This is a genomic window from Actinosynnema sp. NPDC059797 (assembly GCF_042732085.1).
In the GTDB taxonomy this organism is placed as follows: Bacteria; Actinomycetota; Actinomycetes; order Mycobacteriales; family Pseudonocardiaceae; genus Actinosynnema.
In genome coordinates, this window is the sequence record NZ_JBHWIE010000091.1 from 1 (window position 1) to 26,141 (window position 26,141).

Below are 26,141 nucleotides of genomic sequence, written 5' to 3' on the forward strand. Positions count from 1 at the left end.
GGGGGCCCCCCCCGCCCCCCCCGGGCGGGGGGTGGGGCGCCCCCGCCGTGCCCGAGTGGAGGACACGCCGGTGGGAGAGGGGGTTGGCGGGGGAGGTGTGCAGGTGGGACGTGCCCGGCGGCCGGGTGTTCGGGACACCTCCGTCCTTCTGCCGACGTGGGCCGCATGGGTGGGAGAGCGCTCTCCGGACTTAGGCTGCTGGTTGCTCCACCCAGGTGTCAAGAGGCGGTGCGTTGACAGACGAGTAGACGGTTCGTAACGTTTCGAGCCGGGTTGAGAGAGCGCTCTCCCGCATGTCGACCCACTGATCCGGCAGGAGACGCCATGTACCGCCTCCGATCCGCCGGCGCGGCGGCCGCACTGCTCCTGGGACTCGCAGTCGTCCCGGGCACCGCGGCCGCCGCGCCCACCCTGCTCTCGCAGGGCAAACCCGCCACCGCGTCCTCGACCGAGGGCGCCGGCACCCCCGCGGCCGCGGCCGTGGACGGCGACGCGGGCACTCGCTGGGCCAGCGCCTGGAGCGACCCGCAGTGGCTGCGCGTGGACCTCGGCGCCACCGCGACCCTGAGCCGCGTCGAACTGGACTGGGAGGCCGCCCACGCCACCGCCTTCCAGGTCCAGGTCTCCGGTGACGGCGCCACCTGGACCACGGTCCACACCACCACCAACGGCACCGGCGGCCGGCAGGGCTTCGACGTGACCGGCTCCGGCCGCTACGTCCGCGTGCACGGCACCCGGCGCGCCAACGGCTACGGCTACTCCCTGTGGGAGTTCCGCGTCTACGGCACGCCCGGCGGCGGCAACCCCCAGCCCGGCAACGGCGTCCGCGTCACCGGCTCCCAGGGGAACTGGCAGCTCACCGTCGACGGGCAGCCGTGGACGGTCAAGGGCCTGACCTGGGGACCGCCCGCCGCCGACGCCGCCCGCCACATGCCCGAGCTGAAGTCCCTGGGCGTCAACACCCTGCGCACGTGGGGCACCGACGCCTCCACCCGCCCGCTGCTCGACGCCGCCGCCGCCAACGGCATCCGGGTCATGAACGGCTTCTGGCTCCAGCCCGGCGGCGGCCCCGGCTCCGGCGGCTGCGTCGACTACGTCACCGACACCGCATACAAGACCGACATGCTCGCCACCATCCGGCAGTGGGTGACGGCCTACAAGGACCACCCCGGCGTGCTCATGTGGAACGTCGGCAACGAGTCCATCCTCGGCCTCCAGAACTGCTACTCGGGCGCCGAGCTGGAGGACCAACGCGTCGCCTACGCCAGGTACGTCAACGAGGCCGCGCTCGCCATCAAGGCCATCGACGCCGACCACCCGGTGACCAACACCGACGCGTGGACCGGCGCGTGGGCGTACCTGAAGGCGCACACGCCCGCGCTCGACCTGTACTCGGTGAACTCCTACGGCAACGTGTGCGAGGTCCGCGACGACTGGATCGCGGGCGGCCACACCAAGCCGTACCTCCTCACCGAGGCCGGCCCCGCCGGCGAGTGGGAGGTGCCCGACGACGTCAACGGCGTGCCCGCCGAGCCCACCGACGTGCAGAAGCGCGACGGCTACGCGCAGGCGTGGAACTGCATCACCGGTCACCGGGGCGTGTCGTTCGGCGGCACGCTGTTCCACTACGGCACCGAGCACGACTTCGGCGCGGTGTGGTTCAACCTGACCCCGGCGGGCAAGAAGCGGCTGTCGTTCTACGCGGTGCAGCGGGCCTTCGGCGGCGCCACCCCGGCCAACACGCCGCCGGTGATCTCCTCGATGACCCTGCCCACCTCGGTCCCGGCGGGCGCGCCGCTGGACATCGGCGTGGTGGCGGGCGACCCGGACGGCGACCCGATCACGTGGTCGGCCGCGTTCAACTCGAAGTACGTCGACGGCAGCGGCGGCCTGGCCGGCACCCCGGTGCGCGTCGACGGCAACCGGCTCACCGTCACCGCGCCCGACCGGCTGGGCGTGTGGAAGGTGTACGTGATGGCCGAGGACGGCCGCGGCAACATCGGCATCGAGACCAGGTCGGTGCGGGTCGTCGCGCCCCGGCCGGCGGGCGTGAACGCGGCCCTCGGCAAGCCCACCACGGCCTCCTCCCACCAGCAGGTGGGCGACGGCGCCCCCTTCCCGCCGTCGAACGCCGTGGACGGCGACGCGGGCACGCGCTGGGCCACCGACTGGTCCGACCCCCAGTGGCTGCGGGTGGACCTCGGCTCGGTGACCACCTTCCAGCACGTGCAGCTCGTGTGGGAGGGCGCGTTCGGCCGCGCCTACGAGGTCCAGGTGTCCGACGACGGGAACTCCTGGCGGACCGTGCACGCCACGACCACCGGCGACGGCGGGGTCGACTCGATCGACGTGACGGCCAGTGGCCGCTACGTGCGGCTGCACGCCACCCAGCGCGGCACCGGGTGGGGCTACTCGCTCTACGAGTTCGGCGTCTACCGGCGCTGATCCGGGGAACGGGCGGCGGCCGGGAGGAGTGGGTCCTCCCGGCCACCTGCCCAGTGCGCGTCGCGGAGCGGGTCGCGCGCACCGAGGAGGGGCGTCCCGCGTCACGACCGCGGGGCGCCCCTCGGCGCACCGCTCAGCTGCCCCTGACCCGGCGGATGACGTCCCGGTACCACAGCGCGCTGCTCTTCGGCGTGCGGACCTGGGTGGCGTAGTCCACGTGCACCAGGCCGAACCTCTTCTCGTAGCCGTAAGACCACTCGAAGTTGTCCATCAGCGACCACGCGAAGTAGCCGCGCACGTCCGCGCCCAGTTGGCGCGCCCTGGCCACGGCCGCGATGTGCGAGTCCAGGTACGCGGTGCGGTCGTCGTCCCGGACGAAGCCGGTCTCGTCGGGCTCGTCGTCGAACGCCGCGCCGTTCTCGGTGATCACCATGGGCACGCCCGGGTACTCCCGGCCGATCTGCACCAGCAGTTCGGTGAAGCCCTCGGGGATGATCTCCCAGTCCATCGCGGTCACCGGCAGGCCGAACCGCACCACGCGGTCGACGGGCAGCCCGTCGGCGCCCGCGGTGTTGCCCTGCTCGTCGACGCCGGAGAACTTGTGGCTGGAGTAGTAGTTCACGCCCAGCACGTCGAGGGGCTGCCGGATGACCTCCAGGTCGCCGGGCTCCACCGGGACCTCCACGCCCCGCAGCGCCAGGTCGGCCACCACGTCCTCGGGGTAGTGGCCCTTGACCAGCGGGTCGAGGTAGATGCGGCGGGACAGGCCGTCCGCGCGGCGGGCCGCCTCGCGGTCGGCCTCGCTGTCGGTGGCCGGCGAGGAGTGGCTCATGTTGAGCGTGATGCCGAACCGGGTGGGCGTGGTCGCCGCCTCGCGCATCCGCTGCGTGGCCAGGCCGTGGCCGAGCAGCAGGTGGTGCACCGCGTGGATGGCCGCGCCGAAGTCCTGCCTGCCGGGCGCCTGGCGGCCCTCGTAGTAGCCGAGCATGGCCGAGCACCACGGCTCGTTGAGCGTGGTCCAGTCGCGCACCCGGTCGGACAGGGCGTCGAAGACGAGCATCGAGTAGTCGGCGAACCGGAGGGCGGTGTCGCGGGCGGGCCAGCCGCCCGCGTCCTCCAGCTCCTGCGGCAGGTCCCAGTGGTACAGCGTGACCCACGGGTCGATGCCCTTGGCCAGCAGCTCGTCCACGAGCCGGTCGTAGAACGCGAGGCCGGCCGGGTTGACCGGGCCCTTGCCGCCCGGCTGCACCCGCGGCCACGCCACGGAGAACCGGTAGGTGTCCACGCCGAGCGAGCCGATCAGCGCGACGTCCTCGGGCATCCGGTGGTAGTGGTCGCAGGCGACGTCGCCGTTGTCGCCGTCGTGCACCATCCCGGGCGTCCGGCAGTAGGTGTCCCAGATGGACGGTGTGCGACCGTCCTCGTCGTGCGCCCCCTCGATCTGGTACGCGGAGGTCGCCACGCCCCAGCGGAACGAGGCGGGCAGGGTGTCGATCGCGGGGTCGAGCCCGACGGTCGGCGCCGTGGTGTCCATGGATCTCCTCAGGAGGTCTTCGACCGGGTTGTCGTGGACCCGGTCTCAGAACCCGTCGTCGTGAACGGGGTGCAGCCAGCAGGCCACGGTGCGGTCGGGACCCACGTGGTCGTGGGGCACGCCCAGCACCGGGACCTCCGCACCGCAGCGCTCCATCGCGTGCGGGCAGCGTGGGTGGAACGAGCAGCCCGGCGGCATGGCCCGCAGGTCCGGCGGCGAGCCCGGGATGCCGGTCAGCTCGCGCTTGGGCCCGCGCAGGGCCGGGAAGGAGTTCAGCAGCCCGTGGCTGTAGGGGTGCTTCGGCTCCCGGTAGAGCTGGGCGGAAGCCGCCTCCTCGACGACCCGCCCGCCGTACATGATCGCGATCCGGTCGGAGAACTCGACCAGCAGGGACAGGTCGTGGGTGATGAACACGACCGAGAAGCCCAGCCGCTCGCGCAGCTCGACGAGCTGGCGCAGGATCTGCCGCTGCACCACCACGTCCAGCGCGGTGGTCGGCTCGTCCATGATGACGACCTTCGGCTCCAGCGCGAGCGCCATGCCGATCATCACGCGCTGGCGCATGCCGCCGGAGAGCTGGTGCGGGTAGCTGTCCAGCCGGTCGGCGGCGATGCCGACCAGCTCCAGCAGCTCGCGGGCCCTGGCCAGGCGGGACGCGCCGGTGCTGCGCGGGTCGTGCGCCCTGATCACGTCGGTGAGCTGGGTGGAGACGCGCTGCACCGGGTTGAGCGAGTTCATCGCGCCCTGGAACACGATCGCGGTCTCCGCCCAGCGGAACCTCCGCAGCTCCTCCTCCGTCATCCGGAGCACGTCCACCGGGCCGTCGTCGGAGTGGAACAGCACCTCGCCGCTCCGGACGACGCCCGGCGGCGGCAGCAGCCTGGTGAGGCCGTAGGCGAGGGTGGACTTGCCGCTGCCGCTCTCCCCCGCCAGGCCCAGCACCTCGCCCCGGTGCAGGGTGAGGTTGACGTCGCGGATGGCGTGCACCGCGTCGTCGCCCAGGCCGTAGTCCACGTTGAGGCCGCGGATCTCCAACACGGCGTCGCTCACTTGGTCTCCTTGCCGGGCTTGGCGCCCTCGCCGAGCACGGGCGTGAAGCCGACGCGCATCCGCACGGTCCGGCCGTCGGCGGTCCTCACCCGGGTCTTCCCGCCGCCGCGCAGCCGCGGGCTGACGAACTCGTCGATGCCGAAGTTCACCAGCGACAGCGCGGTGCCCAGCAGCGCGATGGCCAGGCCGGCGGGCACGAACCACCACCACGCGCCCTGGCCGAGCGCCTGCTGGCTCTGGGCCCAGTACAGGACCGTGCCCCAGTTCCAGCCGCTGCCCGCGCCGACGCCGATGAACGCCAGCGTGATCTCCAGCGTCACCGCGAAGATGACCGTGCCGACGAAGCCGGAGGCGATGACCGCGGTGAGGTTGGGCAGGATCTCGAACAGGATGATCCGCCAGGTCGACTCGCCGGTGGCCCGCGCGGCCTCCACGTAGTCGCGGCGGCGCAGCGACAGCGTCTGCGCCCGCAGCACCCGCGCGCCCCACGCCCAGGACGTCAGGCCGATCAGCAGCGCGATGGTGAGGGTGCCGGTCTCGGGCAGCGTGGACGTGACGATGATCATCAGCGGCAGCGCCGGGAGCACCAGGAACACGTTGGACAGCGCGGACAGCACCTCGCTGCCCGCGCCGCCGAGGTAGCCCGAGGTCACGCCGACCAGCACCGACAGGATCGTGGCGACGACGCCGGCCACGAAGCCGACGACAACCACGCTCTGCGTGCCCACGAGGACCTGGCTGAAGATGTCCTGGCCGAGGTGGGTGGTGCCGAACCAGTGCGCCGCGGACGGCGGTTGGAGCAGGTCGTCGCTGCGCGCCGACGGGTCGTAGGGCGCGATCCACGGCCCGATGACCGCGATCAGGGCGAAGAAGCCCAGCAGCACCAGGCCGGTGGTGGCCTTGGGGTTGGCCACGAACCTCAGCCGGCGGCGCTTGGGCGGCGTCGCGACCGGGGTCGCGGCCGCGGTGGTGGGTACGACGGTCACGGCTCAGCCCTCCCGTCGGGTGCGCGGGTCGAGCGCGAGGTAGGCCACGTCGGCGAGGAAGTTCGCCAGCAGCACGGACAGCGTGATGATCAGGAAGATGCCCTGCATGAGCGGGTAGTCCTTGGCCCCGACCGCCTGGAACAGCTGGAGGCCGAGCCCCGGGTAGGAGAACACGATCTCGACCAGCAGCGTGCCGCCGACGATGAAGCCGAGCGACAGCGCGAAGCCGGACACGTTGGGCAGCAGCGCGTTGCGGGCCGCGTAGGCCACCATGACGCGCCGGTCGGGCAGGCCCTTGGCGTGCGCGACGGTCACGTAGTCCTCGGAGGCCACCGTGACCATCATGTTGCGCATGCTCAGGATCCAGCCCGCCATGGACGAGACCAGGATGGTGAGCGCGGGCAGCAGGCCGTGCCGCAGCACGCTGCCGATGAACTCCAGGTCCGGGTTGGGCACCAGGCCGGAGCCGTAGGCGCCGGACGCCGGGAAGAAGCTGTCCGGGCCGCTGAGCAGCGCGATGGCGATGAGGCCGAGCCAGAAGTACGGGATGGAAGACAGGAACGTGGTCACCGGGATCAGGGCGTCGGCCCACGAGCCGCGCCGCCAGCCGATGCCCGTGCCCAGGGCCGTGCCGATGAGGAAGCCGAGCACGGTGGTGATGCCGACCAGGCCGAGCGTCCACGGCAGGCCGTCGCCGATGACCTGCGACACCGGTGACGGGAAGTAGGTGAACGACAGGCCCAGGTCGCCGCGCAGCAGCTGCGCCAGGTAGGTGAAGTACTGGTCGAGCAGGCCGGCGTTCTTGTCCAGCCCGAACAGGACGTACAGCGACTCCACGGCCTCGCTGGTCATCTGGCCGCGCGACCGGGTGATCAGGGCCTGCACCGGGTCGCCGGGGATGAGCCGCGGGATGAAGAAGTTGATGGTGATCGCGGCCCACGCGGTGAACAGGTAGAACGCGAGGCGCTTGAGGATGAAGCTCACGGCGCCCCCTCGTGGCCGTCGGCACCGGCGGCGCGCAGCGGCAGGCGGTCGGCGCCGGTCAGGTCCTCGCCGTAGAGCCAGCACGCGGCGAAGTGGCCCTCCCCGTCGCCCAGGGCGAACCTCGGGGGAGCCTCCTCCGCGCAGACCTTCATCGCGTGCGGGCAGCGCGGGTTGAACCGGCAGCCCGGCGGCGGGTTGATCAGCGACGGCGGCTCGCCCGTGCCGCCGTCCTTCTCCTCGGCGGCGGGCCGGTCGGGGTCCGGCGCGGAGTCGATGAGGAGCTGCGTGTACGGGTGGGCGGGCCGCTGCGTGACGGTCTCGCTGTCACCGCCCTCGACGACGCCGCCCGCGTACATCACGAACGTCTCGTCGGCGAAGTAGCGGGCCGAGGCGATGTCGTGGGTGATGTAGAGGATCGCCAGGTCCAGGCGTTCCTTCAGGTCGCGCAGCAGGTTGAGCACGCCGAGGCGGATCGACACGTCGAGCATCGACACCGGCTCGTCGGCGAGCAGCACCTCGGGGTCCGCGCCCAGGGCGCGGGCGATGGCGACGCGCTGGCGCTGGCCGCCGGACAGCTCGTGCGGGAACTTGTCGACGTAGCGCTCCGGCGGCGTGAGCTGCACGCGGGTGAGCAGGTCGGCGAGCGCCCGCTCCAGCTCCTCGGGCGTGCGGCCCGCGTTGCCGTGGATCTTCAGCGCCCTGGTCAGGTGGTAGCGCACGGTGTGCACGGGGTTCAGCGAGGCGAACGGGTCCTGGAAGATCAGCTGGACCCGCTTGCTGTACGCCCGGAAGCGCTTGCCGCCCTTGGTGTCGACCGGCTCGCCGTGCAGCCGGACCGTGCCGGAGGTCTGGGGGTACAGCTGCGCCAGCAGGCGGGCCACCGTCGACTTGCCCGAGCCGGACTCGCCGACCAGCGCGGTGACCCGGCCGCGGTGCAGCCTGAGCGTGACGTCCTCGACCGCGCGCACGGAGCGCACCGCCCGGGACAGCAGCTCGCGCCCGCGCTTGCGGACCGGGAAGTGCTTGGTCAGGCCGTCGGCCTCCAGGACCACCTCGGCGGTGGTCCCGGAGGCCGACGGTGCGGTGCCCGTCGTCATGCGGCCGGCTTCAGGTGCAGGACGACGTCGAGCGCGTTCTCCAGCGTGGGCTGGACCGGCGCGTACGGGTTGGCGTCGTCCGGCCAGCCGGTCCAGTTCTTGGTGCTGTACTGGCCGCCCGCGTTGGCCGCGGAGGTGATGGCGACCGGCATGTCGCGGACGTGGATCCGCTGGAGCTGGTGCAGCGCCGCGGTGCGGGCGGCGTCGTCGGCGGCGTTGGCGTACTCGTTGAGCAGCGCCGTGGCCTCGGGGTTCTCGTAACGGCCGTAGTTGCCGTTGATGCCGCCCTCGCCGACCGGCTTGTAGAGCGCGCCGTCCATGATGTTCTGGTAGATGTCGTACGGCGTCGGGCCGTTGTTGGTCCAGTGCAGCGCGGCCTGGAAGTCACCGGTGTCGAGCGCCTTGGTCCAGCTGTCGGCGTTCGGCAGGTCGACGGTCGCCTCGATGCCGATCTCGGAGACGTTGTCCTTGATGATCTCCAGGTTCGTCACGTAGTCCGACCAGCCGGAGGGCACGGTCATCTTCAGCGTGACGGGCTGCCCCGACGGGTCCTTCAGGGTGTCGCCGTCGAAGGTGAAGCCGTTGTCGGTCAGCTCCTTCTTGGCGGCCTCGACGTCGACCTCCACGATCTCGTCCTTGAACTCCGGCGCGATGTACGACGAGCCGGCGGGCGTCGGGATGCCGGTGACGTTGTCGACCTTCGGGTAGAAGTACCCGGCCTCGCCCTGGGTGAAGATGTCGTCGCGGTTGATCACCATGTTGACCGCGCGGCGCAGCGCCGGGTTGTCCCACGGCTTGACCTTCGTGTTGAACCACAGGCCGTGGATGCCCAGCACCGGCGGGAACCAGAGCTTGTAGTGCTCGGGGTCCTTGGAGGTGTAGACGGCCTCGTAGTTCGGGATGAACACGAAGCTCCACTCGGACGCGCCGGTCGCGAGGGCGGTGGTCTGCGCGTTGTTGTCGCTGTAGGAGGTGTAGCGGACCTCCTTGACGGCCGGCAGGTCCTGCCAGTACGAGTCGCGCACGGCCAGCGTGACGGTCTGCGGCGTGAAGGTCTTCAGCGTGTACGGGCCGCTGCCGACCGGGTTCTTGACCGTCTCGGTGGTCGGGTTCGCGATGGCCGACCAGACGTGCTTCGGCACGATCAGCTGCTCGAAGATCTTCTTCTGGTTGACGAACTGCGACCGGGGGAAGCCGACCTCGACCTTGTTGCCGGAGGAGGAGATCCGGTCGTAGGGGACCGACTCGATGTTCAGGCCCGGGTTGGCCTTGAGCAGCTCGAAGGTGAACGCCACGTCCTCGGCGGTCAGCGGCTTGCCGTCCGACCAGGTCACGCCGTCGCGGACGGTCAGGGTCAGCTTGCTGTAGTTGTCGGCCCACTCCCACTCGGTGGCCAGCCACGGCTTGAACTTCTCCGTGGGGTTGGTCTCGTTGACCATCGCCAGCGGTTCGAAGATGAGCCTGCGGTAGCCCAGCGAGCTGGCGGCCGACGAGTTGAGGAACGGGTTGTTGTTCTCGGTCTGCGGGCCGTTGGGCATGCCGACGTTCAGCACGCCGTTGGCGCTGCCGCTCGCGCCGGGGTTCGAGGTCGAACAGGCTGCCGAGAACAGCAGTGCTGCCGCGACGGCGAGGGCGGACGTTCGCCTGAGTCGCATGGGTTCTCCTTGTCGGGGGCGGGGGGAGAGCGCTCTCGGTGGTGCGGACCGCGGGTGCCATCGCGGTTGGGACGCTCGACGCGTCCTCGTGTCGTTGCAGACCTAACCCCGGTGAGCCAAGTCACGTCAATCACGAACAGGTTACAAACTTAGTCTAATTTTAAGTCGCAAACTAAGGTTCGGGCCATGGCCCCGAAGCGCACCACCGTCCGCGACCTGCGTCGCCAGAACCGGGCGACCCTGCTGTCGACGCTGTTCTTCGACGGGCCGTTGAGCAGGTACGAGCTGTCGCGGCTGTCCGGGCTCTCCGCCGCGACGGTGTCGAACGTGACCGCGGAGCTGGTGGAGGACGGGCTCGTGGTCGAGGCCGGCTCGGTCGACTCGGACGGCGGCCGGCCGCGCGTGCTGCTGCGCGTGAACCCGGGGTTCGGGCACGTCGTGGGGGTGGACGTCGGCGAGACCGGGATCAAGGTCGAGCTGTTCGACCTGGCGCTGACCCAGCTCGCCGCCCGCGACCACGCGCTGTCGCCCTCCTCCCCCGGCGCCGTCGCCTCGCTGATCGCGTCCTCGGTCCGGGAGGTGGTCGCGGCGGCGGGCATCCCGGTCTCGACCGTGCTCGGCGTCGGGATCGGCGTGCCCGGGACGGTCGAGCAGGGCGCGTCGGCCGTGGTGCACGCGCCCACGATCGGCTGGGACGGCGTGCGGCTGGAGGAGCTGATCCGGGCGGCCGGCGGCGCGTGGCCGCTGTACGTCGAGAACGGGGCCAAGACGCAGGGCCAGGCCGAGATGTGGTTCGGCGCGGGACGCGGCGCGCGGCACGTCGTGATAGCCCTCATCGGCTCGGGCGTCGGGGCGGCCGTGGTCGCCGACGGCGGCGTCTACCGGGGCGCGACCAGCTCGGCGGGCGAGTGGGGGCACACCACGATCGTGTACGGCGGCCGGCCGTGCCGGTGCGGCGCCCTGGGGTGCCTCGAAGCCTACGTCGGCGCGGAGGGCATCCTCGACCGCTACCGGAAAGCCAGGGGCCGCAACCTCTCCGGCGCCGACGAGCAGTCCACGGTGGCCGCCCTGATCGCCGCCGCCGGGCACTCCCGGACCGCCGCCCGCGTGCTGGACGAGACGGCCGGCTACCTCGGCGCGGGCATCGCCAACCTGGTCAACCTGTTCAACCCCGAGCGCATCGTCCTGGGCGGCTGGGCCGGCCTGGCCCTGGGCGCGCACCAACTGGACCGGATCGTCGCCGCCACCCGCGCCCACGCCCTGCGCCACCCGTTCGACCAGATCTCGATCCGCCTGGGCCACTTCGGCCCGGACGCCGTGGCCGTGGGCGCCGCCACCCTCCCCGTGGCGGCCCTCCTGGAAGGCGCCTCCGACCCGCGCAAACCGGCCCCGCACTCGAACATCGCCTAACCCCCACCTACTCCCCGGTTCGCACTTCACCTTCCCGAACGTACGACTCACCCACCTCGAACGTACGACTCACCGCGCCCGACCGGAGGACACGCGATGCCCGACCGGAGGACACGCCGGGCGAGAGCGCTCCCACCGCGCGTGTCCTCCACTCCGGCATCGCGTGTCGTCCACCGGGGCATCGCGAGTCGTACGTTCAGGGCTTGCGAGTCGTACGTTCAGGTGCCGCGAGTTGCGGGTTGGGGTGTCGACCGCGAGGGTCGCCGTCCTCGGCCCGAACGCCGCCGCCACCCGCGTCCAGGGCGGCGGCATCGCGGGCGTCCACCCCGACTCGGTGGTGTCGTTCGTCGACGGCCTGCGCGAGGTCGCCGAGGTCACGCCCGGCGGCGCGCTGGTCCGGGTGCGCGACACCGGCCGGCGACCGGGCCGCGAGCTGGTGCGGGTCTGCGCGGAGGGCTGCGGGCTGGTCGGTTGGGCGCACGCCGAGGCGGGTTCGGGCGAGGTCGTCGAGGTGCGGGTGGAGCTGCCCGACCGGGTGTTCCGGCGCTGGACCCCGGCCGGCCGGGAGGTGGACCGGGACGTCGCCCTGCTGGTGGGGCGCAGCGCGGGCGACACGTCCTCAGGATCGGAGAGCGCTCTCCGGACGTGGCAGAATGAGCCCATGAGCAGACCGCCGTCGACCCCGCCGACGTTGGAGGACGTGGCACGGGTCGCCGGCGTGTCCCGGGCCACCGTCTCCCGGGTCGTCAACGGCACCCGCAACGTCGACCGCAGGATCCAGGAGGTCGTGCGCGCGGCCATCGACGAGGTCGGCTACGCGCCCAACCGCGCGGCCCGCTCGCTGGTGACCAAGCGGGCCGGGACGATCGCGCTGGTGGTCTCCGGCGCGGGCGAGCCGGGCGAGGAGGACGCGTTCGCCTCGCGGGTGCTCTCCGACCCGTTCTTCGGCCGGGTGGCCAGCGGCGTGCTGGGCTTCCTGCGCACGCGCGGGGTGCACCCGGTGCTCATGGTCTCCGACACCGGGCGCGCCCGCGACGACGTGCTGGCCTTCCTGCGGCAGGGCAGCGCGGACGGCGCGCTGCTGGTCTCCACGCACGCCGAGGACCCGCTGCCCGCCCGCCTGGTCGACGCGAAGTTGCCCGCCGTGCTGTTCGCCCGGCCCGCGCGGCCGATGCCGATCAGCTACGTCGACCTCGACCACCAGGCGGGCGCGAAGCTCGCCGCGGACCGGCTGGTCGAGCGCGGCTGCCGGCAGGTCGCCACGATCTCGGGACCGCTCGACGTCCCGGCGTCGCAGGACCGGCTGACCGGGTTCCGGGACGCGGTGGCGCGCCACGGTTCCCCGTACGTCCCGATCGCCGAGGGCGGGTTCACCGCGGCCAGCGGCGAGGCGGCGATGGAGCGGCTGCTGGCCGAGCACCCCGGCATCGACGGCGTGTTCGCGGCGAACGACCTGATGGCGCAGGGCGCGTTGGCGGTGCTGCACAAGCACGGCCGCCGCGTGCCGGAGGACGTGGCGCTCATCGGCTTCGACGACAGCGGGCCCGCGCTGACCTGCCGCCCGCGCCTGACCACGGTGCGCCAGCCGGTCGAGGACATGGCCGCCGACATGGCCCGGTTGCTGCTGGACCACGTGGACGACCCGGCTTCGCCCCCCAGGTCGGTCATCCACGAACCCGCGCTGGTGGTGCGCGAGTCCGCTTGAGACGTCCGTTGACGTTCTCGCAACCTCGGCGTTACGCTCCGAGAGAGCGCTCTCTCAAGCGCCTCCGGTGCCACGGAGGCACAGCTCCGGGCCTCTGCCGCCCCTTACCTAGTCAGGTAGGACCATGAGCTCTCCCCATCCCCGTTTCGGCGTGTTGACCGCCGCGCTGGCCGTCGGCCTCGCGACGGTGATCAGCCCCCTGTCCCCCGCCGCGCAGGCCGCCGAGTGCGGCACCGCGAACGCGGCGCTGAACCGGCCGGCGACCGCGTCGTCCGCGGAGAACGGCGGCACGCCCGCCTCCGCCGCGGTCGACGGCAACACCGGCACCCGCTGGTCCAGCGCCTTCGCCGACCCGCAGTGGATCCAGGTCGACCTGGGTTCCGCGCAGCAGGTCTGCCGCGTCTCGCTGACCTGGGAGGCCGCCTACGGGCGCGCGTTCCAGGTCCAGCTCTCCGACAACGCGTCCACCTGGAACACCGTCTACTCCACGACCACCGGCGCCGGCGGCGTGCAGAACCTGACCGTGTCGGGCTCCGGCCGCTACGTCCGGGTGTACGGCACGGCGCGCGCCACCGGTTACGGCTACTCCCTGTGGGAGTTGTCGGTCAACACCGAGACCACCGGCGGGCCGGTCGTGCCGCCGACCGACCCGCGCAACCCGGACTTCGGCCCGAACGTGCTGGTGTACGGGCCGGGTTACGACCGGGCGGCGATGCAGAGCAGGCTCGACGCCATCTCCGCGCAGATGAAGACCAACCAGTTCGGTTCCGAGCGGTACGCCGTGCTCTACAAGCCCGGCGTGTACGACGCCGACGTGAACCTGCGCTTCTACACCCAGGTGGCGGGCCTCGGCCTGCGCCCGGACGACGTGCGGCTCAACGGCCACGTGCGCGTCGAGGCGGACTGGTTGCAGCAGGGCGACAACCCGAACAACCTCGGCAACGCCACCCAGAACTTCTGGCGCCAGGCCGAGAACCTGTTCGTCAACCTGCCGGCCGGCCAGATCGAGCGGTGGGCCGTGTCGCAGGCGGCGTCGTACCGGCGCATGCACCTCAGCGGCCAGGTGCAGCTGTGGAACGGCGGCGACGGCTGGGCGTCCGGCGGTCTCATCGTGGACAGCAAGATCGACGGCCTGACCGTGTCCGGTTCGCAGCAGCAGTTCCTGACCCGCAACAGCAACCTCGCGGGCGGCTGGACCGGTTCGGTGTGGAACATGGTGTTCGTCGGCTCGCCGGGCGCTCCCCCGCAGCACTTCCCGAACCCGTCGCACACCACGGTCGACACCACGCCGGTCGTGCGCGAGAAGCCGTTCCTGTACTTCGAGAACGGCGAGTACAAGGTGTTCGTCCCGGCGCTGCGGCAGAACTCGCGCGGCACGAGCTGGGAGGGCGGCGCGCCCGCCGGCCAGTCCATCTCGCTGGCCGACTTCTTCATCGTCAAGCCGGGCACGCCCGTCGCGACGACGAACGCGGCCCTCGCGCAGGGCAAGCACCTGCTGCTGACGCCCGGCGTGCACCGCCTGACCGACACGATCAACGTCACCCGGCCGAACACCGTGGTGCTGGGCCTGGGGCTCGCGACCCTCTCGCCCGACACCGGCAAGCCGGCCATGGCCGTGTCCGATGTGGACGGTGTGAAGCTCGCGGGCTTCCTCGTCGACGCGGGCGTGCAGAACTCCCCCGTGCTGCTCCAGCTCGGCCCGGCGAACTCGTCGGCCTCCCACGCCGCCAACCCGACCTCGATGCACGACGTGTACCTGCGCGTCGGCGGCCCCCAGGCGGGCAAGGCGACGGTCTCGCTGGAGGTCAACAGCGACGACGTGATCATCGACCACACGTGGGTGTGGCGCGCCGACCACGGCACGGGCCCCACGGGCTGGACCGCCAACACCGGGCGCAACGGCGTGATCGTCAACGGCGACAACGTCACCGCGTACGGGTTGTTCGTCGAGCACTACCAGCAGTACAACACGATCTGGAACGGCAACGGCGGTCGCACGTACTTCTACCAGAACGAGCTGCCGTACGACCCGCCGAACCAGGCCGCGTGGATGAACGGCTCGCAGCTGGGCTGGGCCGGGTACAAGGTGGCCGACCACGTCACCAGCCACGAGGGCTGGGGCCTGGGCGTGTACTCGTTCAACCAGGCCGACCCGAGCATCCGGACGGCGAACGGCTTCGAGGTGCCCAACCGGCCGGGCGTGCGGATGCACGACCTGGTGACGGTGTCGCTGGGCGGTGTCGGCACGATCGACAACGTGATCAACGGCGTCGGCGGCCCGGCGAACACGGCCACGCAGCAGCGGTACGTGGTCAACTACCCGTGAGGTGAACGCCCCGGTGAGGTGAACGCCTCGTGACCTCCGCGCGCCCCGCCCGGTCTTCGGACCGGGCGGGGCGTTCGCCGTCCCCCGCGAATTGCGGTCCGGCCTTCCGGCTGGGTACCTAGGATCGGCCGATATCGCCGGCTGATGGAGTGCACGTGTCGCGTCCCGCCCTGTTCACGTACGCCGGAGCGCTCCGGGTCCTCGGCCGGTACGAGCGGCCGGTGTTCGACAAGGCCGACGTGGCGCTGGGTGGCGCGGTCCTCGCCGCCGGCGGGGACGTGCTGGGGCTGATCGACCCCAAGAACGAGGCGATGGGGTCGCTGCGCAAGGTCCTCGACGGCGTGTCCGCGAAGCTGACGGGCCTGTCGGGCGTCGACCGGCAGGAGCTGGTGGCCGCCGCGCACCTGGCGAGCCCGGACAGCACCGCCCTGCCCCTGCTCGTCCTGGGCCACCCCGGCGCGGGCAAGTCGCTGCTGATGGGCGTCCTGGCCGCCAAGGTGCCCGCCCTCGGGTACGCGGTGGTCAACGCCCGGCTCCGCGAGGTCGACGCGGAGGACTCCCCCCGACGACCAGGACGTCCTGCGGTTCGTCGAGCGCTACCTGGCGGAGCGGGGCGACGCGCCGAGGGCTCGCAACCTGCCCTCCGCCCTGGCCGCCCTACGCGACCTGGTCGGCTGAGCGGATGGTCGTCTCCACGAAGGCCCGCACGACCTCGCTGCGCGTCTCCGGCACCCACGCCACCGCGATGCGCAGCGGCTCGATGTCGGTGATCGGGCGCCACGCCAGGTCGGGGTGCGCGTAGTAGAGGGCCATCGACTCCGGGCCGATGCAGACGGCGGCACCGGTGGCGACGTGCTCCAGCATCTCCTCGACGTTGTCGTTCTCCGGGCCCCACACCGGCTCCCGGCCGTCCGGGCGCGGGTTGACGGCCCACCAGTCGACCCACTCCCTGGGCGCCTTGCGCGTCCACATCAGGGGCTCGTCGCCCAGGTCCGCGATGGCTACCTCCACCTGCGCGGTGAGGCGGTGGTCGCTGGACAGGGCGACGTACCTCGGTTCGGTCGCCACGACCTCGCAGCGGAGGCCCGCGGTGTCCGCCGGCAGCCACACGAACGCCACGTCCACCAGCCCCTGCCGGAGGGCGTCGGGTTCGCCGCCCCAGTCGAAGCGCTTGGGCTCGATGGTCACCTCCGGTCGCTCACCGGCGAACGCCGCCCTGGCGCGGCGGGCCACGCTGCCGCCGCCGGAGGCGACGAAGCCGACCCGCAGGACGTTCCGCTCGGCGGCGGCGGCCGAGCGGACCACCCGGGTGGTCTCCCGCCACTCGTCCAGCACGCCGCGGGCCAGGGGCAGCATCTCGGCGCCGGCCGCGGTCAGGCGGATCTCCCGCCCGGTGCGCACGAACAGGTCCGCGCCCAGGTCCTCCTCCAGTTGGCGGATCTGCCTGCTCAGGGCTGGTTGGGACACGTACAGGTCCCGTGCCGCCCTGGTGAAGCTCAGCCGGTCGGCCACGGCCACGAAGTAGCGCAGCACCCGCGTGTCCACGTCGAGGGGACTCATGCCCAAAGGGTATGGGCACGGGTATTGGACTGCCGAGACCGCCACTGGTGAGGTTGACGGGCCACATGCCACCCGAGGAGGAACGAACCGGTGTCCCAGGACCACCCCAACGTGGAGCTGATCCGCGCGTACTACCAGGCCTACGCCTCGGGTGACGTCCCCGCGTTGAAGGCGTTCTTCGCCGATGACATCCGCTGGACGATCCCCGGCCGCCACCCGCTGTCGGGCACGAAGGTCGGCGCCGACGAGGTGCTGGACTTCTTCGGCCAGCTGGCCAAGGCGGGCTTCAAGGCGGAGCCGCTGTTCCTGGCCGCGGACGGTGACTGGGTCGTCGACCTGCACCGCGGGTGGAGCACGAACCCCGAGGGCCTGGACATCACCTGGGCGCTGGCGTTCCGGATCGAGGACGGGAAGATCGCCGAGGCGATCAACTTCGCGCAGGACCAGAACGCCGCCGACACCTACTTCTGGGACAACTACCCGCTGGCCGACGTGCGGACCCGGTTGAAGGACGCCTGAGCGCGGTCCGGCGCCGGTGTCGGGGGTGGCGGGTGGCGTCGCGGTCCGTGAGGAGGGGGCCGCGGCGCCACCCGCCGGTCACGCCGGGCAGAACACCGCGCTGAACAGGCCGATCACGGCCTCGGCCGGCACCTCTCCCGGCAGCGGGTTGTACGAGAGGGTGGCCCGCCTGCCGTCGTCGGCGCGGACGGCGTAGGTCAGGTAGCCGATCAGCTCGCCGCCATGACCCCAGACCGAGGTGCCGCACGGCAGGTCGTAGCGCTGCAGGCCCAGGCCGTAGGCGAAGATCGAGCCCGTCGCCTCCGCGGTGCGCATCTCCGCCAGCGACCCCGGGCTGATCAGGTCCCCGCCCAGCAGGGCGTCGAGGAACCTGTTGAGGTCGCCGGCGGTGGAGATCATCTCGCCGGCCGCCCAGTCCAGCGACGGGTTCATCAGCGTGGCGTCGACCAGGCGGCCGCCCACCTCGGCGTAGCCGCGGGCGTGGGGGCGGGGCAGGCCCGGCCGGTTGCCCGGCACGCTGGTGTGCCGCAGGCCCAGGGGTTCGACGATCCGGTCGGCGACCTCGTCGCCGTAGGGCCGCCCGGTGACCCGTTCGACGAGCGCGCCGGCCACGACGTAGTTGGTGTTGGAGTAGCGCCAGCCCTCGCCCGGGTCGAAGTTCGACGGGTGGCTGAACGCCTCGGCGAGCAGTTGGCCCGGTCGGTAGGATCGGAACCGCTCGGCGCCGCGCCAGCGGTTGGTCGACCAGCCCTCCCCGTGGGCGTAGTCGTAGAGGCCGCTGGTGTGGTTCAGGACCTGGCGCACCGTGATCTCGTCGCCCTTCGGCACGCCGTCGACGTACCGGGAGATCGGGTCGTCCAGGCCCACCTCGCCCTCGTCCACCAGTTGCAGCACGACGGTCGCCACGAACGTCTTGGTGACGCTGCCGATGCGGAAGTGCCCGTCCGCGCGGGCCTCGCCGGCGGCGTGCGCCCTCGTGCCGCCGCCGTCCTCCACCCGCACGAGGGCCGCCGAGGCCCAGCGGTTGTCGACCCAGGTGTCGAGTTGGTCCAGGGGAAGGGCGCCGGTCGCGGTGAGGGCCACGACCAGCGCCAGGGGTTTGATCATCACGGCGTCGACGCTACGGAGGCGGCGGGTGGGGGACCATGCGGGAAACCTCCGACTCGCGTGGGGGAAACCGGGCGGGGTCCCGGCGGAGAACCGGCGGCTCCCCCTGCGGAGAACCTCACCCCCGGTCGGCCGCCGGCGGGCGGGTGAGCCGTTGCGGCGCGCGGTAGGCGCGGTCCCACAGGGCCTCCACCGGGCCGCGGGAGAACCTGGCCAGCCACCAGGACGCGCCCGCCACCAGCAGGGCCGAGACGGCGAACCAGACCGCGACCGTGAACCAGGCGCCGCCGAAGCGCGTCGCCAGGCCCAGGCCCCACGGGTAGCAGAGCGCGGACGCCAGCAGGTTCTGCGCGACGTAGCAGCTCAGCGCGGCCCGGCCGACCGCGCTCAGGCCGGCGCGCAGGACGCCCTGCTCCGCCCGCATCCGGTTGACCAGCCACGTGATGCCGCCCAGCAGGCCGAACGCCACCAGCGGCGCGCACAGGTAGCGGTCCACGGCGAACCAGTCCGGGCCGGCCAGGGTGGTGAGCACGTTCAGCGGCACGCCCAGGCCCAGCCCCCAGAGCACCAGGCGGCGCTGGAGGCGCAGGCCGCGCGGCGAGTCCTCCAGCGCGCCGGCCCCGAACAGCCGCGCGCCCGCCAGGAAGAGCACCGCGCTCAGCGGCAGCACGAAGAACGCCTCGGCGCGGAAGTAGGCGAAGTGCTCGACCCGGTCCCGGACCTGGGTCCACCAGCTGTCGACCGGCAGCACCGGGCCGCCGTCCAACTCGGCCGCGCCGGACACCAGGGCGAGGGTGATCAGGGCGACCAGCGACACGTGCACCAGGCCGATGCCGATCGCCCAGCCCTTCACCGCGCGCCCGCCGCGGCCGACCAGGAAGGCGATCGCGACGGACACCACGGCGTAGAACATCAGCACGTCGAACTCGAAGATCAGCACGTAGTGCAGCAGGCCCTCGACGAGCAGCAGGGCCGAGCGCCACAGGTACCAGCCGGGCCAGCGGGCGCCCCGCCGCAGCGCCGACCGGTGCTGGATGGCCAGCCCGATGCCGAACATGATCGACAGCAGGGCGAGGAACTTGCCGTTCGTCAGCAGGCGCAGCAGCGCGCCGCCGTCGTCGTCGGCCCCGCCCAGGAGGTTGAGGAACCCGCTCGCACCGTCCGGGTGCGTGAACACCCACGCGTTCGTGCCGAAGGTTCCGAGGATCGCCACCCCGCGCAGCACGTCCAGTGCCGCAATCCGACCGCTCATGCCCCCGAACGTAGGATCGCGGCCGCGCTCGGCACGTCCTTCGACCGTACCCGCCGGGGTCCTACCTTCGGAGGACCCGCACCTCCCACGCGATCGGGAATAGAGGCCAAAAGCCCTTGTGCGGCAACGACTCGGTCACGGCGGAGCGCGGTGAGCACCTGGCCACGCGAACGTAACACCGGGGATCCGGCACGAAACACGCGGTTCATAGCTTCGCGGTTCCACCAGCCGAAAGGAGCCGCCGGTGCGCACCAGAACCCCACGACGAGGTCTGCTCGCCCTCCTGCTTCCGGTCCTGCTGACCACCGCCTGCGTCGACGAGCCCGGCTCGGGCGCGGTCGAGTCCGGCGACGAGATCAAGATCGGTGTCCTGCACTCCCTGAGCGGCACCATGGCCATCAGCGAGGTGACCGTCCGCGACGCGGAGCTGCTCGCCGTCGAGGAGATCAACGCCAAGGGCGGCGTGCTGGGCAAGAAGCTGGTGCCGGTGACCGAGGACGGCGCGTCCGACTGGCCGACGTTCGCGGAGAAGGCGCAGAAGCTGATCTCGCAGGACCGGGTCGCCGCCGTGTTCGGCGGGTGGACCTCGGCCAGCCGCAAGGCGATGCTCCCGGTGTTCGAGCGCAACAAGGCGCTGCTGTGGTACCCGGTCCAGTACGAGGGGCTGGAGAGCTCGCCCTACATCTTCTACACGGGCGCGACGACCAACCAGCAGATCGTGCCCGCCCTGGACTACCTGGTCGCGCAGGGCAGGAAGCGCCTGTTCCTGGTGGGCAGCGACTACGTGTTCCCCCGCACCGCCAACAAGGTCATCAAGGCCTACGCGGCGGCCAAGGGCATCGAGGTGCTCGGCGAGGAGTACACGCCCCTGGGGCACACGGAGTACTCCACGCTGGTCAACAAGATCGCCGACGCCGAGCCGGACGCGGTGTTCAACACCCTCAACGGCGACAGCAACGTGGCGTTCTTCAAGCAGCTCCGCGGTGCCGGCATCACGCCCGGGTCCACGCCCGTGGTGTCGGTGAGCGTGGCCGAGGAGGAGGTCAGGGGCATCGGCCCGGAGAACGTCGCCGGCCACCTGGTGGCGTGGAACTACTACCAGACCACCGCAACCCCCGCGAACGAGGCGTTCGTCAAGGCGTTCAAGGCGAAGTACGGCGCGGACAAGGTGACCTCCGACCCGATGGAGGCCGGCTACAACGCGGTCCACCTGTGGGCGGCGGCGGTGGCGAAGGCGGGCACCACCGAGGTGGAGGCGGTGCGCAAGGCCGCGGGCGGCATCTCGATCGACGCGCCCGAGGGGCCCACCACCATCGACGGCGAGAACCAGCACGTGGCCAAGACCGCGCGCATCGGCGTGGTCCGGGCGGACGGCCAGATCGAGGAGGTGTGGGCCTCCGACGGCCCCATCGAACCCGACCCCTACCTGCGGGGCTACGACTGGGCGAACGGCCTGGGCTGAGGAGGCGCACGTGGAGGCACTGGCCAACCAACTGCCCATCGGCCTGAGCATCGCCGCGGTGCTCCTGCTCATCGCGCTCGGCCTGACGTTCACGTTCGGCCAGATGGGCGTGATCAACATGGCGCACGGCGAGTTCATCATGGCGGGCGCCTACACCGCCTACCTCCTTCAAGGGCTGACCAGCCAGTCGTTCCTGCTCGCCCTGCCGGTGGCCTTCGCCGTGGCCGGGTCGCTGGGGCTACTGCTGGAGTGGTCGCTGATCAGGCGGTTCTACGGGCGGCCGCTGGACACGCTGCTGCTCACCTGGGGCGTGAGCCTGGTGCTCCAGCAGCTCGCGCGCGACGTCTTCGGCGCGCCGAACGTCCAGGTGACCGCGCCGGCCTGGCTGGTGGGCGGCGTCGACGTGCTCGGCGTCCGCCTGCCGCACAACCGGGTGTTCATCATCGCCCTCGCCGCGCTGTGCGTGGTCGGCGTGTGGTGGTACCTGACCCGGCTGCCGCAGGGCAGGCGGATGCGGGCGGTGGTGCAGAACCGGGAGCTGGCCGGGTACAGCGGCATCGCCACCGGCCGCGTCGACCGGTTCACGTTCCTGCTCGGTTCCGGACTGGCCGGGGTGGCGGGCGTCGCGCTGACGCTCGTCGGCCCGGTCGGGCCCGGCCTGGGCACCTTCTACATCGTGGACGCGTTCCTGGTCGTCGTCGCGGGCGGCCTCGGCCAACTGCGCGGCGCGGTGCTGGCCGCGGTCGCGCTCGGGTTCCTCAACGGCTACCTGGAGTTCTGGACCGACGCGAGCCTGGCCAAGGTCCTGGTGTTCGTGGTCGTCATCGCGTTCCTCCAGGTCCGGCCGCAGGGCATGTTCGTGCTCAAGGGGAGGGCGCTGGTATGAGCCTGGGCCGGATCTCGCTGGTCGCGTGCGTCGTGCTGCTGGCGCTGGCGCCGTTCGCGCTGTCCCCGTTCCGCCTCGGCCTGCTGGCGAAGTACCTGTGCTTCGCCATCGTCGCGGTCGGCATCGCCCTGGCGTGGGGCAAGGGCGGGATGCTCACCCTCGGCCAGGGGGTGTTCTTCGGCCTCGGCGGCTACGCCATGGCCATGTACCTGAAGCTGGAGGAGGCCGGGCCGGCCGGGCTGCCGGACTTCATGGTGTGGAGCGGCGTCGAGGAGCTGCCCGCGCTGTGGGCGCCCTTCGCCAACCCGGTGTTCGCGCTGGCCGCGGTGGTGGTGCTGCCGGGGCTGGTGGCGTTCCTGCTGGGCCTGCTGGTGTTCCGGCAGCGGGTGCGCGGCGCGTACTTCGCCATCCTGTCGCAGGCGCTGGCCGCCGCGTTCGTGATCCTGCTCGTCGGGCAGCAGGGCCTGACCGGCGGCACGAACGGGCTGACCGACTTCAGCTCGTTCTTCGCGCTGGACCTGACCGACCCGAACGGGCAGCGCGCCGTGTACGCGATCACCGCCGTCGTGCTCGGCGCGACGTTCCTGGTGGCGAAGCTGCTGGTGCGCAGCCGGTTCGGGCGGCTGCTGGTGGCCGTGCGCGACGGCGAGGACCGGGTGCGGTTCCTCGGCTACGACCCCGCGGTCGTCAAGACGATCACCTTCACCGCCTCGGCGGTGATGGCCGGGCTGGCGGGCGCGCTGTTCGTGCCGGTGGTGGGGATCATCTCCCCCGCGATGCTGGGCATCGTGCCGTCGCTGGAGCTGCTGGTGGGCGTGGCGGTCGGCGGGCGGTTCGCGCTCGCGGGCGCCGTTGCCGGGGCCATCGCGGTCAACTACGCCAAGACGCTGTTCAGCGAGGACTTCGCCGAGGGCTGGCTGTACCTCCAGGGCGGGCTGTTCATCCTCGTGCTGGTGTTCGCGCCGCGCGGGCTCGCCGGGGTCGTCGAGTCGGTGCGGCACCGGGTGGCGCGGAAGGCCGGACCCGCGCGGTCCGCGGAGGTGGCGGCGTGACGGCGTTGCTGGAGGTGCGCGGGCTGCGCGTGGTGTTCGACGGGTTCGCGGCGGTCGACGGGCTGGACCTCACCGTCGAGGAGGGCGAGCTGCGCTTCCTCATCGGGCCCAACGGCGCGGGCAAGACCACCCTGATCGACGTGGTCACCGGGTTGACCAGGCCCGCGTCGGGCAGTGTCCGGTTCGGCGGCGAGGAGCTGGTCGGCGAGCGGGAGCACCGGATCGTGCGGCTGGGCGTGGGCCGGACGTTCCAGACCGCCTCGGTGTTCGAGGAGCTGACCGTGGTGGAGAACCTCGACCTGGCGGGCAGCTTCCGGCTGCCGCTGCGGTCGCTGCTGCGGCGGCGGCGCGGGGTGTCCGACGAGGTGGCGGCGGCGCTGGAGGCGGCTGACCTGACCGCGTTGGCGGACCGGCCCGCCGGGGTGCTCTCGCACGGCCAGCGGCAGTGGCTGGAGATCGGGATGCTGCTGGTGCAGCGGCCGAGGCTGCTGCTGCTCGACGAGCCGGTGGCCGGCATGAGCCGGGCCGAGCGCGAGCGCACCGGGGAGCTGCTGCACCGGATCGCGGCCACGCACACCGTGGTCGTGGTCGAGCACGACATGGAGTTCCTGCGCCGGTACGCGCGCAAGGTGACCGTGCTGCACCAGGGGCGCGTGCTGCGCGAGGGCTCGGTCGCCGAGGTGCGGGCCGACCCCCGGGTGCGCGAGGTGTACCTGGGGCGGGCCAAGGGCGAGGCGGTGACCTGATGCTGTCGGTGACGGGTGTGGACGCGGCCTACGGGCGGGCGCGGGTGCTGTTCGGCGTGGGGCTGGAGGTGCCCGCCGGGTCGCTGGTGTGCGTGATGGGGCGCAACGGGGTCGGCAAGACGACCCTGCTCAAGACCATCATGGGCACGCTGACGCCCACGGCGGGGCGCGTGGTGTTCGACGGGCAGGACGTGACGAGGGCGCCGACGCACCGGCGGGTGCGGGCGGGCATGGCGTACGTGCCGCAGGGGCACGTGTCGTTCCCGCAGCTCACGGTGTGGGAGAACCTCCAGGTGACGCTGGAGGCGACGGGCCGGCGCGACGCGTCGGCCGTGGACGAGGCGCTGGACGTGTTCCCGGCGCTGCGCGGGCTGTTCAAGCGGCCGGCCGGTTTCCTGTCCGGCGGGCAGCGGCAGCAGCTGGCCATCGCGCGGGCGCTGGTCACCCGGCCCCGGCTGCTGCTGCTCGACGAGCCGACCGAGGGGATCCAGCCCTCGGTGATCGACGAGGTGGAGGCGGCCGTGGAGCGGCTGCACCGGGAGGCCGGGCTGACCGTGCTGCTGGTCGAGCAGTACCTGGACTTCGCGCTGCAGTTGGCGGACGGGTTCGTGGTGATGGACGCGGGCGAGGTCGTGCACGCGGGACCGGCGGCCGAGCTGCACGACGAGGAGGTGCGGCGGATGCTGGCGGTGTGAGGCCGAGGGGGGCGGGGCCGTGGGTCAGCGGCGGCGGTGGGCCGCTTGTCGGGCCACCGCGCCCGCGCCGATGATCAGCAGGACCGCCGCCAGGCCCCAGCGGCGCTGGTCGCGCACGTTGTTCCGCAACGCCGGTTCGGCCGTGTCCTCCCGCTCGGGGGGCTCCAGGTTCGCCGGTGGCGCCGCCGGCAGTGCTCCGGGCGGCAGGTCCGGGGGCTCCGGGGGCTCCGGGGGCTCCGGCGCGGGCGCCGGCCTGGTCGGCGGCGAGGTGGTCGTGACCGGCGGGGGCGGGGCGGCCCGGGTGGTCGTGCGCGGTGGCGGTGGCGGCGAGGGGACCGGGCCCGGCGCCGGCACCGTGGTCGTGGTGGGCGGCGAGGGCGTCGTGGTGCGGGGTGGTGTCGTCGTGGTGGGTGGCGGGGTCGTCGTCGTGGTGGGCGGCGGCGTGGTCGTCGTGGTGGGCGGGTCCGGCGGGTCGACCACCGGCGGGGCCGCCAGGCAGCCCGACGAGTCGATCGTGTTCAGACTGCGCCGCGAGGTGATCTCGGTGACCGTGCCCGAGCCGTCCAGCGCCACCCGGTACAGCACGCTGCGGCCGTCGTTGCGGTTGTTCGTCACGTAGAGCGACCCGTCGCGGCTCAGGGTCACCGCGCCGTAGCTCGACCCGCCCGGGAGCCTGCCGACGCCCGGCACCCTGGTCACCCGGCCGGTGGTCGGGTTGATCGCCACCACGGTGGAGCCGCGCCCGTGCGTGGACACGCCGTAGAGGAGGCCGTCGGCGGCGTTGTGGTCGAAGTCGTCCACGTCCAGGCCCTCGGCCGGCCACAGCGACGCCTCGTGCGAGATGCTGCCGTACCCCGGGCTGCGCGGGTTGATGTCGACCGAGTACAGCCACGGCCCCACCCGCACCACCAGCCGCTCCCCCACCACCGCGCCGGCCACCGCGTGCCGCAGCAGGTGCACCGGCCTGGTCGGGGTGCCGACCAGCCTGCCCTGGCGGTTCAGGGCGATCAGCCTGCCGTCGTCGTCCACGCCGTAGACGAGGTCCTGCGCGTGGGAGTAGCCGATGGCGTTGACGCGCCGGTCCAGCGTGCCGAGCGGGGTCGACGAGCCCTCCGGGAACCGCACCTCGAACACCGAGGACGGCCCGTGCCCACCGGCCTCCACCTGGATGGTGGCGCAGGCCGCGAGCGCGAGGAACTCGATCATCCGAATCGCTCGATCGCGGCCTCGAACGCCTCCGGCGACACCTCCGCGCCGCCGCCGAACGGGTTCTGGAGCTGGTAGGTGGCGTAGAGCAGCAGGGTGATCGTCGCGGTGAGGGTGGCCACGATGAGCACGTGCGTGCGCATGAGCGGACCGCCGAACAGCAGCGCCAGGACGATCGACAGCACGCTGCCCGCGATCAGCACGAACCACACCACGGTGCTGACCGAGCCGCCCGCCGCGTCGAGCCGCGCCTGCCGGGCCTCGTAGACCTCCCACAGCTGGTCGGTCGCCTCGGCCTTGCGGTCGACCTGCCACTCGTCCTCGGTGGGCGCCTGCGCCACCAGCCGGGGGCGGGGGGCGGGCGGCGGCCCCCCCGGGGGGGTGGGGCGAACCCGGCCCCCCCGCCGTCCCCGCCCCCCCCCCTCGATCAACGTCGTAGCCGTGGGCCGGGCGAGTGGGCGGGC

The 26,141-nt window shown here is 72.4% G+C and carries 22 protein-coding genes; 11 read left to right on the plus strand and 11 right to left on the minus strand.

Annotated elements, in window-relative coordinates:
- Positions 1 to 324 precede the first annotated feature (324 nt).
- The gene (locus tag ACFV4N_RS21240) at positions 325 to 2,445 is read left to right on the plus strand and encodes a discoidin domain-containing protein (protein WP_499674290.1); all 2,121 of its coding nucleotides are present in this window, start codon (positions 325 to 327) and stop codon (positions 2,443 to 2,445) included.
- A gap of 133 nt (positions 2,446 to 2,578) precedes the next feature.
- Here the strand turns inward: ACFV4N_RS21240 and ACFV4N_RS21245 are convergent, their stop codons facing one another.
- Genes ACFV4N_RS21245 through ACFV4N_RS21270 form a run of 6 tightly spaced genes read right to left on the minus strand, consistent with a single transcriptional unit; the run spans position 2,579 to position 9,751 of the window.
- Positions 2,579 to 3,979, minus strand: coding sequence for a GH1 family beta-glucosidase (locus ACFV4N_RS21245; protein WP_499674291.1), 1,401 nt, complete (start codon positions 3,977 to 3,979; stop codon positions 2,579 to 2,581).
- A 45-nt stretch (positions 3,980 to 4,024) separates the two neighbouring features.
- On the minus strand, positions 4,025 to 5,029 hold the full coding sequence (locus tag ACFV4N_RS21250; RefSeq protein WP_499674292.1) for an ABC transporter ATP-binding protein: 1,005 nt from the start codon (positions 5,027 to 5,029) through the stop codon (positions 4,025 to 4,027).
- Positions 5,026 to 6,015, minus strand: a complete 990-nt coding sequence (locus ACFV4N_RS21255; RefSeq protein WP_499674293.1) for an ABC transporter permease — start codon at positions 6,013 to 6,015, stop codon at positions 5,026 to 5,028. Before ACFV4N_RS21255 ends, ACFV4N_RS21250 begins: the two co-directional genes overlap by 4 nt.
- Before the next feature lie 3 nt (positions 6,016 to 6,018).
- Positions 6,019 to 6,999 carry an ABC transporter permease gene (locus ACFV4N_RS21260; protein ID WP_499674294.1) on the minus strand — a complete coding sequence of 327 codons (981 nt, stop codon included), beginning with the start codon at positions 6,997 to 6,999 and terminating at the stop codon, positions 6,019 to 6,021.
- The gene (locus ACFV4N_RS21265) at positions 6,996 to 8,096 is read right to left on the minus strand and encodes an ABC transporter ATP-binding protein (protein ID WP_499674295.1); all 1,101 of its coding nucleotides are present in this window, start codon (positions 8,094 to 8,096) and stop codon (positions 6,996 to 6,998) included. Before ACFV4N_RS21265 ends, ACFV4N_RS21260 begins: the two co-directional genes overlap by 4 nt.
- Positions 8,093 to 9,751: an ABC transporter substrate-binding protein gene (locus tag ACFV4N_RS21270; protein WP_499674296.1), complete on the minus strand. Its 1,659-nt coding sequence runs from the start codon at positions 9,749 to 9,751 to the stop codon at positions 8,093 to 8,095. Before ACFV4N_RS21270 ends, ACFV4N_RS21265 begins: the two co-directional genes overlap by 4 nt.
- Positions 9,752 to 9,937: 186 nt before the next feature.
- Between ACFV4N_RS21270 and ACFV4N_RS21275 the strand changes: the two genes are divergently transcribed.
- From ACFV4N_RS21275 to ACFV4N_RS21290, 4 genes are all read left to right on the plus strand, one after another.
- Positions 9,938 to 11,161, plus strand: coding sequence for an ROK family transcriptional regulator (locus ACFV4N_RS21275; RefSeq protein WP_499674297.1), 1,224 nt, complete (start codon positions 9,938 to 9,940; stop codon positions 11,159 to 11,161).
- 244 nt (positions 11,162 to 11,405) lie between these two features.
- Positions 11,406 to 12,866 (plus strand): LacI family DNA-binding transcriptional regulator, encoded by a 1,461-nt coding sequence (locus tag ACFV4N_RS21280; protein WP_499674298.1) that lies wholly within the window; start codon positions 11,406 to 11,408, stop codon positions 12,864 to 12,866.
- 124 nt (positions 12,867 to 12,990) lie between these two features.
- A complete protein-coding gene (locus ACFV4N_RS21285) occupies positions 12,991 to 15,192 on the plus strand; it encodes a pectate lyase-like domain-containing protein (RefSeq protein ID WP_499674299.1) in 2,202 nt (733 codons plus the stop codon).
- 155 nt (positions 15,193 to 15,347) lie between these two features.
- The gene (locus ACFV4N_RS21290) at positions 15,348 to 15,962 is read left to right on the plus strand and encodes an NACHT N-terminal helical domain 7-containing protein (RefSeq protein ID WP_499674300.1); all 615 of its coding nucleotides are present in this window, start codon (positions 15,348 to 15,350) and stop codon (positions 15,960 to 15,962) included.
- Here ACFV4N_RS21290 and ACFV4N_RS21295 read toward each other — a convergent pair.
- A complete protein-coding gene (locus tag ACFV4N_RS21295) occupies positions 15,850 to 16,752 on the minus strand; it encodes a LysR family transcriptional regulator (RefSeq protein WP_499674301.1) in 903 nt (300 codons plus the stop codon). The genes ACFV4N_RS21290 and ACFV4N_RS21295 overlap by 113 nt on opposite strands.
- A 90-nt stretch (positions 16,753 to 16,842) precedes the next feature.
- Between ACFV4N_RS21295 and ACFV4N_RS21300 the strand changes: the two genes are divergently transcribed.
- Entirely contained in the window at positions 16,843 to 17,271 is a 429-nt protein-coding gene (locus tag ACFV4N_RS21300; RefSeq protein WP_499674302.1) for a nuclear transport factor 2 family protein, read from the plus strand.
- A gap of 78 nt (positions 17,272 to 17,349) precedes the next feature.
- Here the strand turns inward: ACFV4N_RS21300 and ACFV4N_RS21305 are convergent, their stop codons facing one another.
- On the minus strand, positions 17,350 to 18,378 hold the full coding sequence (locus ACFV4N_RS21305) for a serine hydrolase domain-containing protein (protein WP_499674311.1): 1,029 nt from the start codon (positions 18,376 to 18,378) through the stop codon (positions 17,350 to 17,352).
- Between the two features lie 118 nt (positions 18,379 to 18,496).
- Positions 18,497 to 19,630: a DUF418 domain-containing protein gene (locus tag ACFV4N_RS21310; protein WP_499674303.1), complete on the minus strand. Its 1,134-nt coding sequence runs from the start codon at positions 19,628 to 19,630 to the stop codon at positions 18,497 to 18,499.
- Between the two features lie 244 nt (positions 19,631 to 19,874).
- Here ACFV4N_RS21310 and urtA point away from each other — a divergent pair, with 244 nt between their 5' ends.
- From urtA to urtE, 5 genes are read left to right on the plus strand one after another with little or no spacing between them, the layout of a single operon-like run.
- Positions 19,875 to 21,092, plus strand: a complete 1,218-nt coding sequence (gene urtA, locus ACFV4N_RS21315) for an urea ABC transporter substrate-binding protein (protein ID WP_499674304.1) — start codon at positions 19,875 to 19,877, stop codon at positions 21,090 to 21,092.
- Positions 21,093 to 21,102: 10 nt separating this feature from the next.
- Positions 21,103 to 21,978 (plus strand): urea ABC transporter permease subunit UrtB, encoded by an 876-nt coding sequence (gene urtB / locus ACFV4N_RS21320; RefSeq protein WP_499674305.1) that lies wholly within the window; start codon positions 21,103 to 21,105, stop codon positions 21,976 to 21,978.
- The gene (gene urtC / locus ACFV4N_RS21325; protein WP_499674306.1) at positions 21,975 to 23,030 is read left to right on the plus strand and encodes an urea ABC transporter permease subunit UrtC; all 1,056 of its coding nucleotides are present in this window, start codon (positions 21,975 to 21,977) and stop codon (positions 23,028 to 23,030) included. Before urtB ends, urtC begins: the two co-directional genes overlap by 4 nt.
- Positions 23,027 to 23,776: an urea ABC transporter ATP-binding protein UrtD gene (gene urtD, locus ACFV4N_RS21330; protein ID WP_499674307.1), complete on the plus strand. Its 750-nt coding sequence runs from the start codon at positions 23,027 to 23,029 to the stop codon at positions 23,774 to 23,776. The genes urtC and urtD overlap by 4 nt, the downstream gene beginning before the upstream one ends.
- Positions 23,776 to 24,471, plus strand: a complete 696-nt coding sequence (gene urtE, locus ACFV4N_RS21335) for an urea ABC transporter ATP-binding subunit UrtE (RefSeq protein WP_499674308.1) — start codon at positions 23,776 to 23,778, stop codon at positions 24,469 to 24,471. The genes urtD and urtE overlap by 1 nt, the downstream gene beginning before the upstream one ends.
- Positions 24,472 to 24,495: 24 nt before the next feature.
- Here urtE and ACFV4N_RS21340 read toward each other — a convergent pair whose 3' ends face one another.
- Positions 24,496 to 25,677, minus strand: coding sequence for a DUF6923 family protein (locus ACFV4N_RS21340; RefSeq protein WP_499674309.1), 1,182 nt, complete (start codon positions 25,675 to 25,677; stop codon positions 24,496 to 24,498).
- A complete protein-coding gene (locus ACFV4N_RS21345) occupies positions 25,674 to 26,018 on the minus strand; it encodes a bestrophin-like domain (protein WP_499674310.1) in 345 nt (114 codons plus the stop codon). The genes ACFV4N_RS21340 and ACFV4N_RS21345 overlap by 4 nt, the downstream gene beginning before the upstream one ends.
- Positions 26,019 to 26,141 lie beyond the last annotated feature (123 nt).